This is a genomic window from Companilactobacillus suantsaicola (assembly GCF_004745525.1).
In the GTDB taxonomy this organism is placed as follows: domain Bacteria; phylum Bacillota; class Bacilli; order Lactobacillales; family Lactobacillaceae; genus Companilactobacillus; species Companilactobacillus suantsaicola.
Map to the genome: position 1 here is coordinate 35263 of NZ_RKLY01000021.1, position 13348 is coordinate 48610.

Genomic DNA, 13348 nt, shown 5'->3' on the forward strand with positions numbered 1-13348 from the left:
GTTTAGGAGATGGCATTCTATTTGGATTTTGATGGGATGATTTGAATCGTAGGAATGTAGCATGTATTTTGTATGATAAAGACTATTACAGCAAAATAAAAATAGGTTGAACTTTAATCGTTCAGCCCGTTTTTTGATTATTGGGTAAAAGGTAATACCTATAATCATATTTCCATTCAGTTGAGCATTTTAATTGAGTTGCTCAATAATTATGTTTGTTTTTCCTAATATTTGATTCAAATATCAAATTGTAAAGTAATATCGAAAATTCCATCGTAAACGCTATCAGAGAGGGTAAGATGAAGGTGTAAACAATGGAAGGGGAGATTTTGATGACTCAACAAGTACCAGAAGTAAAATCTGTTTCTCTACTACCAAACTTCAATTTATGTGTCACGTATGATAATGGAGAAGTTCGTTTTGCTGATAGCGAATACAAGAATATGGAAATGCACGTCTTTGATCGTGCCAATCTTGGAGCAACCAACTTAACTCCAGGATGGTATTGGATTGGGCCCGAGATTAAATTGAGTGACAATAATCACTTTACCGTCAATGGCGGAGACTATGATGGAAATGCCATTTACCAAAGCGATAGTAAAGAAGATTAATTACTATCAAAATCAAATTTCATTCTTAAAAAAGAGTCACGTAAATGATTGCGTGACTCTTTTGTTATGTACTATATAAAATAATAGAATTGCTACTTTTTCAAAGGATGTGGCTGTCTCAATAAGGCCTACTACTATTCGCGTTATTACAGGAAAGAAAGCCATAAACGTATCCCAGCAACAAAACATATTTGGACATACTACAAATAGAACTCTGTCCATTTCCAAATATAAGATTCAACTGCAAATAACTGAAATTCAGTCTGGAGTAACAGCTCTGGGAAATGCTCAGCCGTGAAATTCTACTTAGCGCTTTAGCGCTTACGTAGAAGGCCGAGCTTGGAAATGCCGCGCACTTTGCGGTAGTTTCAAGTCGTGCCCACCGCGTTCCAGTCATTTCCCAGAGCTGTTGCGGAAGACGGCATCAACCACCAACTGAGCTAAAGAAGGATTAATTATCTAGTTTAATCACCAATCAAACTACAGAACAACTCATAATCTAGTTTTTCATGGTAAAATATTTCTATTATTAATTGATTTGAGGGCGTTATTTTGAAGAAAAAAAGATTGATTTATGTGGATACGATTCGGGTGTTTGCTATGTTGTTGGTGGTTTTGGCGCATGCTTGTGCGAATGACCTAGCTGCTACGCCAAGAACTTTGAAATGGGATGTAGTCAACTCGATTGTTATCATAACTGAAATTGCCGTGCCACTGTTTTTCATGATCAGTGGAGCGATGGTTTTGAACAGTCGCAAAACTTATGATCTGAAATATCTATTCAAACATCGACTAGTACGAGTAGTGGTGCCATTTCTGGTTTGGTCGGTCGTTTCTGCCTTTTTAGCCCGCTGGTTGGCGGGTCCAGTTGATATGAATGACTTCGCCAATACTTTGTTATTGATGTACCACAAGCCCGTTTTAGTAGCATACTGGTTCATGTATCCCTTGATTGGTTTGTATCTATTATCGCCATTCTTGAAGGCAATTGCTGATAAAATCGACGACAAAACACTGCTTTACTTGTTGATTTTGTGGGCGGTAATTGACCTCGTCTTGCCAACTTTGACGACGACCACACCGAAAAATATTGGAATGTACTTCGATTCGTTTGACCTCGGACGGATCGTGGTGTCTAAGGATATCGGCTACTTCTTTATCGGTTATCGGATTTCTAAGATTGAACGCCATCATTTGAAGTTGAACTTGAACATCTTGCTGCCAATAATTTTGCTGGCGATAAATATCGTGATCAGCTTCCTAGCTTTGAACAAAAATCTAAATTTCTTAAACGCCGTTTCTAATGTCAATATTCCGATCATTGCCGCTTTGATTTTCATATTGTTCAAACGTTTTGAACCTAAGTATACGGACAACTTTTCACGCATAATTGAATTGCTTGCTCCACTGACATATGGCGTTTATCTGGTGCACGGTTTGGCAATTCAGACGGTACAAAAATATTACGTCACGGCCAATTTTTTATACGTCTGGTTGTTGTCAGTTGTCGCTTCATTATTGATAATCTTTGTTCTCAGCAAGATTCCGGTTGTCAAAAGATTATTTACTTAGAATATTTTTTGAGGTAGTAAGGTATAATGTAATTAATATGATTTAAAGGTGGTATTACAATGCTTGAAAAAGTTAATGGAATCGTTAAAGTAACTCAAGATGATCGTTATGTGGTCTTCTTATTCGACAATTTCGAAGTGAACCGCAAGATGCTCCAAGACCGTTACGTTAAAGGTCAATCGGCTTGGTATACTGATGCCAAAGGTACAGGGGATGACGGTAAAACTTTCTATCGAATCGCTGAAGATGGCGAATGGATCGAAGCTGAATACGTCGACTTTATCCCAACTGAGGACTAATGTTACAAGTTTATTAAAAATCACAAAAATTGTTTAAAATTATCCAAATTTCTTAAGGTTTTGTTGTTCCCTTTTCCTTTAAATAGTAGTCTAAGTTTAATAGACAAGGAATTGGGAGGAGACAAAGTATGAATAAGAAATGGGTTGCCTCAACTGCTTTAGCTAGCTTTTTAGCAGCTGTTGGTGTGTCTTCAAATGCTTCTCCAGTAAAAGCTGCTTTTTCAGATGATGACGGAAATCAAACAGATGACCAAGATGAAAAATCACTTGCTAAAAAAGATGAAACGGTTGCTAGTGTGATGGATTCAAATGGTGCTCCGGTCGACGATGACGTGGCTGATGCAATTGAAGCTAATCAAAATGGAACTAGAAGTGTCTTGCCAGCAAACGCAATCGCGGCTTTAACACAGGCTTCCAGTACTAGTGGGATTTCGCTTGCACAACAAAAGGCCTTCTTGAACAAAGTAGCACCAATGGCTCAACAAGCTGCATCCAAGTATAACTTGTACACATCGGTCATGTTGGCACAAGCTATTTTGGAGAGTTCTTGGGGGACTTCAACCTTAGCAACGCAATACAATAACTATTTTGGAGTTAAAGGTAGCTATAAAGGTCAATACGTCACGATGAAGACCCGTGAATGGAGTGCTGAAAAAGGTTACTACTTTATTTCTGATAATTTCAGAAGTTATCCAACAGTTTATGAATCATTCGCTGATAATGGTGATAAACTCCGCAACGGAATCACTGGCAACAACGCTTTTTACCAAGGAACCTGGAGAGAAAATGCTTCTTCCTATAAAGATGCTACAAAATGGTTGCAAGGCAGATATGCAACTTCACCAACATACGCATCAGTATTAAATAATATTATTGAGAGCTCTAATTTGACACAATATGACGGAAAAGCCAGCACAAGTGGTACTGGTAACGAAAATGAGATTGACGGTACGCAAACGAAAATGAATGACACTGCGACCGTAGTAAATAAAAATTCAGCTACGATTTATATCAACGCCGATCCAAATAAAGTAGTAGTAAACCGTGCCTTGGCTTATAATACCGATTGGAGTGTATCTTCAAAAGTTGTTACCAAAGACGGCACGACTTATTATCAAGTGGCAACTAACGAATTCGTTAAAGCTTCTGATATGAAACTGGCTTCTGAACAAACTAATCCAGCAGTTAAGATTGCTGACACAGCAATTGTGATCGATACCAAAGGTGCAGTTGTTTATAAGAATGCTGATTTAGGAACAGCCACGAACCGAGTTTTGCCATATCAATCAGCTTGGATCACCACGAAATACGTCGTTGATAATTCGGGCAACAAGTTCTACTTTGTTGGTAATGACTCTTATGTCAAAGCAAATGACGTAACATTGAAATCACAACAATCAAATGGCGATTATACCAAGGATAAAGAAGTTCCATATCCAGATATCGTCAAGATTACCGCAACACCAGGTGCCAAAGTTTACGACAATAAGCACAACTTACTAGCCGTAAGTTTAGCCGGAACCACAAATTGGAAGATCGACAAGAAGTCGACCCACAGTGACGGTTCGATCTGGTATCGAGTAGCAACAAATCAATGGGTCAGCGCCAATGACGTTGAAGTTAAAGGTTCAAATTATATAACCAGTGTCGATGGAATGGCAAAGATCAATTACATCCCAGGATACGGAGTCAACGTCTACAATAGCCCCGCAGCTAATAATAAGTTCACCGGAACCAGACTAGCCGACGGAACAACCTGGCGAGTTACATCAAAACAAATCGTTGATGGACAAACTTGGTATAAAGTGAATGCTGGATGGGTTAATGGGAAGTATTGTATTTTCCACGAAAATTAGAGAGCGTGAAGCAGGCCCGCTTAGGACTTGGTAGATAGCCTAGCTTCACGAATTGCCTGCCGCACTTGCGGGCGATTTGGGAAGCGTAGCTATATGTCCAAGTCCTGGCCTGCGGAACGCGTTTTAGCTATATCGCCAGAAACCATGGTTATTTAAAATAAAACTATGGTTATAAAAAAATAAATCCAAAAAATAGACCTAAAAACTCCCAAATCAAAGGGATTTCCAAGGTCTATTTTTATTGACTCAAAAAAATTAAAAAATCGACATTAAACTATATCTTAGAACACACGTTCTTGTTATAGTAAATACACACTCACATAGAGTGAATCTAAGGATCGAGGATTTAATTATGCGGTGCTTTAAAAAAACTGTTGAAAACTTGAAGAAACATTTGAAATCAAGAGTACTTAAAAATTTTGAACCAAATAATCAAATTATTGCATTATTTGATATTTCGAATTTGGATATCCCCGGTAACTCATTTGTAATCAGTATTTCTAATGGCATTTATACAGATACTCGTACTACTAAGCAACTCATGAATCAAATGTATCGATCAGATGGAGTAGGATTTGAAATTTCCAAATTTCTTTACTCCAAGTATAAATTGAAACAGCATCTACCGTACGTGAATGGCCGTGTTGCCTACATGCCAATGGCAGGAGGAAGTCGTCGGAATACCGACTGGATTGGTTTACACTTCATTGAAGATTTTGAAATTCTTGATAAAAAGATTCACTTTATAACTACGTTAAATAACAAAATCACGTTAGATTTTCCGCGAGGTAAACTTGAGAAAAGACTGCATGACATTGATATTGTTAGACGGACTCATTTGAAGATTTTAGAGCTGAAGAGTAAGTCTTGGGCCGCCTATTTGATATATGAAAAAGATCAACTTATGAAAATCTTTGATAATTGCACTTGTGCAAAACATCAAAGGTTGAAAGAAATAGAAAGCCTCCGGTCTTTAAATGATTCACATGTGGATTTCTTGTTCTCAAACATCGGCATCGAAGGTCCAGTAAAAGAAGCCACGAAGCAACATTACAAATATAACTATCAAAGAATTAAAAAACTATTTTAGGCACCAAAACGAAAAGGCAGCCAGTTTACTGGGTGCTTTTTTTGATTTACTGCCTAGAAATGCACCAAATTACATGGTTTTAGCAACTAATAAAAATGAGTGATTTCAATTATTCTATGTCTACCACAAGCGCTTGTGAGTAAAAAGGAGAACTCACAAATATGGAAATAGAAATCACGCAAGGTTTTGAAGACGCTCTAAAGAATCAAAAACTAATTCACGGAGTATTAAAACGAGTCCACATTTATCCAACTCGCTTTGACTACGAGGATTATTTTCAAGAAGCGTTGATCATTTATGCGCAAACTTATTTGAAATATCGCCAAAAAAATCAGGATTTAGAAAAGTTTAAACCGTACGTTTTTCAAAAACTCGTCTGGCGAATGACCGACCTGTTGCGGCAAGAGAAAAGTTATTATGATTTTAATAAGTTAGACGAATTTGATTTCAAAAGTGTTCCGCAAGGCGTTATATTAGAGTCATTGGAGTTCATCAACTTGACTGAATTAAATCGGCTTGAAAGAGAAATATTGCAAGAACATTTCATAAATGGAACCTCTTTATTGAAAATAGCTCGACAAGAAAAGTGTACGTCACGTAACTTGAGATACCATCGCGACAAGCTTTTGCAAAAATTACGTCGGATGAAAGCCGAATGAAGTTTACCATCTGTTTACAGATTCATTACTTTTCTCAAAAAGGGGAAAAAAGTTGTTATAATTTATTAGTTAAGGAAATTAACGTGGGAAGGGAATTATATATTATGGTCTCGAAGAAAAAATTCATGACGAGTTTAGCTACTTCAGCTGCTCTTGCTAGTGTCGGGTTCGCAACTGTCGGACAAGTCGTTCCACAATTTGGAAGTAACGTTCAAGAGGCACAAGCCGCCACTTCAGCAATTAACGATTATATTAATGCAAATAACATTCAACCAGTTTCAATTCAATATCGTACTGGTACATTTAATAAATATTTCGGTTACGAAAATGGTGTTGGTAAGCCAGAAGGGGTCGTAATTCACGAAACTGCTACACCAGGTGCTAGTGCCGAAGATGAGGTTTCATACTTCAGTTGGTCATGGCCTACAACACAGACTTATGTCCATGCTTTTGTTGATGATAAAGAAATTTTAAATATCCACAGTGCCGATTACGGTGTTTGGGGTGCTGGTCCAACTGCTAACAACAAATACATCCAAGTTGAGTTGTGCCGTGTAAGCACAAAGGATCAATTTGCTCGTTCAGTCGCTAACCAAGCTTACTATACAGCTTATAGATTAGTTCAATATGGTTTGCCGTTTACACCTGGTAAGACCGTTGTTTCACATAACGACGTTTCAAGAATGTACGGTGAAACAACTCATACTGATCCCGTTGGTTACTTTGCTGCCTGGGGTTATAGCATGATACAATTCTACAATCTAGTTGGTAAGTACTACAATCAATTGACAAGTGGTTCAAATACTAACGGTGGTAGTGAAAACACAAATAACAACAATAATAACAACAATTCAGGTACACCAGCTAAAGGTGTTATCAAGGTCAATGCTCCTAATAGATATGCAGTTCCATTGTATCAATTAGGTAACGATGGTAAGATGACAATTATCACTAACCGTGCTTTGGCAAATAATACTCCTTGGCAAACTGACCAAATTAAAGTTGTTGACGGTACAACATATCGCCGTGTTGCTACTAACGAATGGGTTCAACAAAGTTATGTTATTGGATAATTAGATTTTAATAATTTTTTATTATGAAAGACACGCTGTCAAGCGTGCCTTTTTTTGCTATGATATTTTCTAAAAGGGGAAATTGGAAGTTGTATAATTGTTATCAGAAAGGCATTGTGTGAAAACATGGTTAAAAAATTTTGGGTAGTTTGCGGCGTTTTGTGTCTTTTTCTCGTAATTTTAGGTTGTAAGTCAAAAGAAACTAGTAAGATTGTCGCTAATAATCATACTTGGTATCTTTATCAGGACCAAGGAGAAAACGATACTGTTTCAATTAAGTTTTTAAAAAATCAGCGGGCGCGGATCAAAGATGTCTCGACTATCAATGGGAAAGTTGGGATTGACCGTTTTGACGCGCAATCGAATAATCCCAAGTACGAGTTAGATCGTGATGGCAAAACCATTACTTTCGACACGGCGGAAAATAAGATGACCTTAAAGTTGCTGAAGACCTATCACGAAAATGTTTATGGCAAGCATATGAAGGGTTACTCGGTCGAGTATAACGGCGCTACGTATAAATTTGCCTACATTACTAAGACTGATAAGCCGTCCAATGTCAGTAAAACTCCAAAAGATACCTCACAAAAAATCGCCTATGATCAGTTGTTTAATCACATTATTGATATTGATGCCCATGCCGATCCGTTGGTGGCTAATAATAGTATGATTGGCAACTACAATTTTCAAACTATTATCGATTATCGGCGGACTGATGGGAATCTGACGATTAATCAAAATGGCACTTACCAACTGACTCTGACTGAACATTCAGCTCAGAAGTTGTCCGAAGAGACTGACAGTAAGGTCGTTATGACGACAATCGTGGAAAATGGTTACGTGCAGAATCTTTACGGCAAAGTTTATTTGACTCCGAAGAACGAAGTGACGATTGATTACTACTATCATGGTCAAAACACCGATCGACTTTTGCCACAGCGTGTGAACTTGAAAGTAAATTCCAAGTCGACCGGGAATCAAATTAAACGTGCGAAGATTCGTATTGAGAGTGACGAAAACCAATTGTATCTCTACTGCAACGATTACACCGTTCGCATGCAGAAAGGGCAAAGTAATAAGAATGGTAATCTTTTGACTAAATCTAATGAACAACAAACTAGTTTGAAAGATGCAATCATTCAGACAAAAGAATATTATGATAAGTATAAAGAAAATCCGTTATCATCAAACGCTGATTTGATGCAATTAGTTGGGGCCATATCGGATAACCATGATAAAAAAGTTGGCAATTTAGGGGTCAACTTTGGTGAAAAGTATGGAACTAATTTGCAGCCGACGGATTATCAAGGGATTAGTGTCAATGGTGATAAACAACCATTGATGCAGTATATGTTTTTAGTTTCGCCTTCAGCTTATTCGGAGAATGGACCAGCCGTAACTACGACTCGAGGTAAATTTTTGATTTACGGTTCATTAGATAATAAGTTGTTTCTCTTGAAACAACCAGATAAAGATTCAACGACCGTAACTTGGACATTAGTGAAGGACTTTGAATTGCAAGTTCCTAAGTTGATATTCAGCTTAAACTAAGTGGAGGGGAATGTGAATTTAATTTTAATGATTGCTGTAACGGTGATCGAAGTTGTAATTGTCTACAAAATTAGATATGCGTACAGTCGCATGCCTCTTTTTGCAATTGTTTTGACAGCGATTACAATTGGTGTTTTTTACGTGATTGCTAAACTATCGATGGGTAAATATCTAAGAGCCTACACCTTCAATTTAGCGACGGTCGATTTGATACTTTTAGTCATCATGTTGTGCTACATGTACCAGATGAAACACGACTTGAAAAATCTTCCTGCCGCAAACCAGCCGGATTTTTTGATTGTGTTAGGCAATAAGTGTCTCAGTTCACACGTTCCACCAATTTTGAGTGAGCGTTTGGATAAAGCGATTGAATTGTATCAAAGCTTTGAAACCAAACCTGTGATCATCGTCAGCGGTGGCAAGAGTATGAATTATTCGGAAAAGACCGAAGCAGAAATGATGCGTGAGTACTTACTCGATCGAGGTATTCCGGATGAGAAAATCGTTCAGGAAACGGAATCGATCAATACGGTCCAAAATTTGGAATACTCGGCAATTATCGTCCACCGACTTTGGCAAAAAGCGTCACACCCCAAAGCAATCGTAGTAACTAGTGATTTTCATATTCCAAGAGCCAAATGGCACGCTCAAAAGTTAGGCTTAAAAGTCCAATTTTCAACGGCTAGAACCGTTCAGATGTTACGTTGGCCCGCTATGTTCAGAGAGTTCACAGCGATAGTCTGGTATCATCGTTATTCGTTAATAACACTGTTGGGGATGGATTTTGTATTCTCAGTCAGCATGTGTATGTGAGGAGTTTTTTATGAGTCTGTATGATAAGTTTGTTGATAACAAACGTTTGAGAAGGTTTACGCTGTTAGTCTTAGTCATTGTCCTGATCTACTTGTTCCGTTCGATGATGAGTATGTTTTTACTAACCTTTATTTTTACATTTTTATCAGTTCAATTAGTTCGAGCTATTCAAAGAAAGATTCCTAAGATCAAACCGGTTTGGATAATCGCTCCAGTTTATTTGATTATCATTGCCTTGTTAGTGTTTGTAGTTGCTAATTACGTACCGCAATTAGTCAATCAAACGGCGAAGATGTTCTCGTCACTGCAACAGTTTTATGAGCATGAAGATGTCAATGCCAGTCCGTATTTACAAATAATCTATAACTTCTTGCAACAGATAAATTTGGACAATCAGATCAAAGTTGCCATCGGTCAAGTTGTCAATTATATCGGTAGTGTTGGGGCTGTAGGGTTCAATATCGTTATTTCATTTCTATTGAGTTTCTTTTACTCAAGTCAAGTTGAGCAGATGAATTCCTTTGGTCGTCAATTTTTGGACAGTAAATACGGTTGGGTGTTTTCTGATTTGAAGTATTATGGACAAAAATTTGTCAATACTTTTGGAGTTGTCTTAGAAGCGCAACTCTTAATTGCTATTGTCAACACGGTTTTAACGACGATTACCTTGTTATTTATGAAGATGCCGGGAATTATCGCACTTTCAGTGATGGTCTTTATCTTGTCGTTGATTCCGGTTGCTGGGGTAATTATTTCGATGGTGCCACTGAGTTTTGTCGCCTATACGGTTGGTGGTATCCGTTATGTCATCTACATTATCGTGATGATCGTGGTAATTCATTTGATTGAAACGTACTTCTTGAATCCACAATTCATGTCGAGTATGACGCATCTACCAATTTTCTTTACCTTTGTTGTCTTGATTGTTTCCGAAGAATTGCTCGGAACTTGGGGCTTGATCATTGGTATACCAATTTTTGTTTTCTTCTTAGATATTCTCGGTGTGCATTCAATCACCAAGAACCCCAAAAAGAAGAGAATAAAATTAAAGAAATCGTTATAATTGAGTTTAAATTGGAGTTGTCATATATAATGAAGATAATTAACTGACGTAGATGGGAGATTAAGTGTATGTCATTTTTTGATAGAAAAAAGAAAGACAACGATGGTAATTATTCTGATCTAAATAACTCTTCATATCAAAATCCACAACCAGACCAAAATAATTTTGATCCTAGTCAAAGCCAATTCAATGACCCAATGAGTTCGGGGACTCAATTTAATCAAAATGATTTTAATAATGGTAATGGCACTAATTACTATTTTGACCAACAACAACCGCAACCACAGCCTCAACCAATGCAACAGAATCAAGATGTTGATAATTGGGAGTATACTGAACAAAATTTGCAGGATACTTTGGATCAAAGTGCTGATTTGAAGTCACAATTGCGCAGTCAATTATTGGCTGACCGTAGTTATTGCAATCATATTTTGCGGACAGTTGGAAGTGACCAAGTTGACCAAAGAAAGCAGGCCAGTGACCGAATTGAAGAAATCAACACGTCATTAAAAGACTGGTTTGGTACTTCTGATATGGCTAACGAAGTCTATATGGATCCTAATAGTGAGTACTTCGTTTTCGTCGATGACTTACCAGCCAATCCCGATAGCGCAACGAGTTCGATGTGGCAACAGATCACTATGACACTGGCTGATCGTGGATTGTTGGCCAATGCCATTTCCGTAACTTACAACGACCGTTCTGATGTGACTTGGATGAATTATCAAAATGCCGGTTTCGTTGACGGTAATGCTTATTTGTTAAATATGTACAATGAATTGCAAGGTCGTAACTTGAATGTTCCTGTCACGCCAGCCGAAATTCCGTTCGACCCTAATTACCGTGTGCAACATATGAGTGACAAGGTCGATAAAATTTTGGATGCTAAAGATAATTTAGTGATGGAAGTCTCTCGAGATGACAACCACCAACTCCAAATCATTCGCCATTACAAAGACAATCAGGTTTTGAGTCGTGATATTTTTGATGTCAACGGCGTTATCTCAGCGACCCAATTCTATGATCATAAAAACGCCAATAAAGTAGTGCGTGAAAACTTTTATCGTCAAAATGGGACATTAGTTTTGATCAAGAGTTACACCGGGGATGAGCCTTATATTCAGCTCTTCAGCGAAGGCAACGTCTTAATTAGTACATTTGACAGTGATGAAGATTTAATCGTCTGGTGGCTCAAAAATCAAGCACTCAAGCAAAGTAATGCCACGGTCTTCGTTTCTATCGGCTCAGAATTTTATCAAAAACTTTTGAGTTTAAGAGACAGCGGCGTCGAAGTGATTCCAATCGTGATGAAGCAGAGTGAAAATGCCGATGCTATTTCCAATTTACTAGAAGGTACCGATAAAGTTTCTGCTGTTTTAGCTGGAACTGATCAAGTGAATACTTACTTGAATAAGAACGCTAAATCTAAATTGGATATCACTACTTTAAAAGAAATCGATACACCAATTTATAAACAATAATAAATATAAAAATGCAGCAGCTATTCATAATGAACGTGAGGATATCGTGTAAACGATCCAGTGCGTTTTCTGAATAGGTGCTGTTTTTGCTTTTTAGTAATTGGAAATAAACTAAAGAAACACACTATTTGGGTGCCACTCTCTTTTTTTTATTGCCAATATCGTGTAAAATGGAGATTGTTAATGAAATGAAAAGAGGATCATATAAATGGCAAAATTAGTTTTCATTCGTCACGGACAAAGTGAATGGAATTTATCAAACCAATTTACTGGCTGGGTTGACGTTGACCTTAGTGAAGAAGGTGTAAAGCAAGCTCAAAATGCTGGTAAACTTCTTAAGGAATCTGGCATCCAATTTGACCAAGCTTACACATCAGTATTGACACGTGCTATCAAGACATTGCACTACGCACTTGAAGGCTGTGATCAACTATGGATTCCTGAAACAAAGACATGGAGACTTAACGAACGTCACTACGGCGCACTTCAAGGTCTAAACAAGAAGGAAACAGCTGAAAAATACGGTGATGAACAAGTTCATATCTGGAGACGTTCATACGATACATTACCTCCACTATTGAAAGAAACTGATGAAGGTTCAGCAGCTAACGATCGTCGTTACGCAAACCTTGATCCAAGAATTATTCCTGGTGGTGAAAACCTTAAAGTTACTTTGGAACGTGTAATTCCATTCTGGGAAGATGAAATTGCTCCTAAGCTATTAGACGGCAAGAACGTAATCATCGCTGCCCATGGTAACTCACTACGTGCTTTGACTAAGTACATCGAAAACATCTCTGATGCTGATATCATGGACGTTGAAATGACTACTGGTGAACCAGTTGTTTATGACTTGGACGAAAAGTTGAACGTTGTTAACAAGACAAAGCTTAACTAATTTTTGATTAGTTGAATATAAAGATACAGCCGTATTTTGTATATGGCTGTATTTTTTTTGCCTTTTTGGGACGCTACGGACGCTATTTGGTCGCCAAATTCACAATCCATTCATAGAGGATGAAATACATATTCCAGCCATTTTCAATAGAAAGCGAAGTCATTGAATAAAGAAGTATTTAATGAAAGTGTAAGCGGGAGATAGAAATATTCCATAATATTATGTGTGGTCTTTTTTACTTGTAATGAGTGATTACGCTATTTTTTCGTAAGCAGTAAATAACCGACCGTATTCTCTCGGTCCACAATAAGCGATATGATTACCTCATCAAAATAAATGGTGAGGTATTTTTAATGGACGAAAAGCCGGATATTGTAAAAGT

Annotated in this window: 12 protein-coding genes; all 12 read left to right on the forward strand. The window is 37.6% G+C overall.

What is annotated here, in order from left to right; genetic code table 11:
- Positions 1 to 332 precede the first annotated feature (332 nt).
- The 12 genes from EGT49_RS08540 (at position 333) to EGT49_RS08595 (ending at position 12966) form a co-directional block, all read left to right on the forward strand.
- Entirely contained in the window at positions 333 to 611 is a 279-nt protein-coding gene (locus tag EGT49_RS08540; RefSeq protein ID WP_135373452.1) for a hypothetical protein, read from the forward strand.
- A gap of 552 nt (positions 612 to 1163) precedes the next feature.
- The gene (locus tag EGT49_RS08545; RefSeq protein ID WP_135373454.1) at positions 1164 to 2183 is read left to right on the forward strand and encodes an acyltransferase; all 1020 of its coding nucleotides are present in this window, start codon (positions 1164 to 1166) and stop codon (positions 2181 to 2183) included.
- A 59-nt stretch (positions 2184 to 2242) separates the two neighbouring features.
- Complete coding sequence (locus EGT49_RS08550) at positions 2243 to 2482, forward strand: hypothetical protein (protein ID WP_135373456.1); 240 nt, start codon at positions 2243 to 2245, stop codon at positions 2480 to 2482.
- A gap of 128 nt (positions 2483 to 2610) precedes the next feature.
- A complete protein-coding gene (locus tag EGT49_RS08555) occupies positions 2611 to 4338 on the forward strand; it encodes a glycoside hydrolase family 73 protein (protein ID WP_135373458.1) in 1728 nt (575 codons plus the stop codon).
- 352 nt (positions 4339 to 4690) lie between these two features.
- Positions 4691 to 5428 (forward strand): hypothetical protein, encoded by a 738-nt coding sequence (locus EGT49_RS08560; RefSeq protein ID WP_135373460.1) that lies wholly within the window; start codon positions 4691 to 4693, stop codon positions 5426 to 5428.
- A gap of 161 nt (positions 5429 to 5589) precedes the next feature.
- Complete coding sequence (locus EGT49_RS08565) at positions 5590 to 6087, forward strand: sigma-70 family RNA polymerase sigma factor (protein ID WP_135373462.1); 498 nt, start codon at positions 5590 to 5592, stop codon at positions 6085 to 6087.
- A 104-nt stretch (positions 6088 to 6191) separates the two neighbouring features.
- Positions 6192 to 7160, forward strand: coding sequence for a peptidoglycan recognition protein family protein (locus EGT49_RS08570; protein ID WP_135373464.1), 969 nt, complete (start codon positions 6192 to 6194; stop codon positions 7158 to 7160).
- 126 nt (positions 7161 to 7286) lie between these two features.
- The gene (locus tag EGT49_RS08575) at positions 7287 to 8711 is read left to right on the forward strand and encodes a hypothetical protein (protein WP_135373466.1); all 1425 of its coding nucleotides are present in this window, start codon (positions 7287 to 7289) and stop codon (positions 8709 to 8711) included.
- 12 nt (positions 8712 to 8723) lie between these two features.
- Complete coding sequence (locus EGT49_RS08580; protein ID WP_135373468.1) at positions 8724 to 9524, forward strand: YdcF family protein; 801 nt, start codon at positions 8724 to 8726, stop codon at positions 9522 to 9524.
- 10 nt (positions 9525 to 9534) lie between these two features.
- On the forward strand, positions 9535 to 10587 hold the full coding sequence (locus EGT49_RS08585) for an AI-2E family transporter (protein ID WP_135373470.1): 1053 nt from the start codon (positions 9535 to 9537) through the stop codon (positions 10585 to 10587).
- 68 nt (positions 10588 to 10655) lie between these two features.
- Complete coding sequence (locus EGT49_RS08590; RefSeq protein ID WP_135373472.1) at positions 10656 to 12068, forward strand: hypothetical protein; 1413 nt, start codon at positions 10656 to 10658, stop codon at positions 12066 to 12068.
- Positions 12069 to 12276: 208 nt separating this feature from the next.
- Positions 12277 to 12966 carry a 2,3-diphosphoglycerate-dependent phosphoglycerate mutase gene (locus EGT49_RS08595; protein ID WP_010020956.1) on the forward strand — a complete coding sequence of 230 codons (690 nt, stop codon included), beginning with the start codon at positions 12277 to 12279 and terminating at the stop codon, positions 12964 to 12966.
- Positions 12967 to 13348 lie beyond the last annotated feature (382 nt).

Bases quoted from the DNA above. Each gene is read 5' to 3' on its own strand.
- EGT49_RS08540 (WP_135373452.1), top strand. From the start codon at position 333: ATGACTCAACAAGTACCAGAAGTAAAATCTGTTTCTCTACTACCAAAC.
- EGT49_RS08550 (WP_135373456.1), top strand. From the start codon at position 2,243: ATGCTTGAAAAAGTTAATGGAATCGTTAAAGTAACTCAAGATGATCGT.
- EGT49_RS08555 (WP_135373458.1), top strand. From the start codon at position 2,611: ATGAATAAGAAATGGGTTGCCTCAACTGCTTTAGCTAGCTTTTTAGCA.
- EGT49_RS08560 (WP_135373460.1), top strand. From the start codon at position 4,691: ATGCGGTGCTTTAAAAAAACTGTTGAAAACTTGAAGAAACATTTGAAA.
- EGT49_RS08565 (WP_135373462.1), top strand. From the start codon at position 5,590: ATGGAAATAGAAATCACGCAAGGTTTTGAAGACGCTCTAAAGAATCAA.
- EGT49_RS08570 (WP_135373464.1), top strand. From the start codon at position 6,192: ATGGTCTCGAAGAAAAAATTCATGACGAGTTTAGCTACTTCAGCTGCT.
- EGT49_RS08575 (WP_135373466.1), top strand. From the start codon at position 7,287: ATGGTTAAAAAATTTTGGGTAGTTTGCGGCGTTTTGTGTCTTTTTCTC.
- EGT49_RS08585 (WP_135373470.1), top strand. From the start codon at position 9,535: ATGAGTCTGTATGATAAGTTTGTTGATAACAAACGTTTGAGAAGGTTT.
- EGT49_RS08590 (WP_135373472.1), top strand. From the start codon at position 10,656: ATGTCATTTTTTGATAGAAAAAAGAAAGACAACGATGGTAATTATTCT.
- EGT49_RS08595 (WP_010020956.1), top strand. From the start codon at position 12,277: ATGGCAAAATTAGTTTTCATTCGTCACGGACAAAGTGAATGGAATTTA.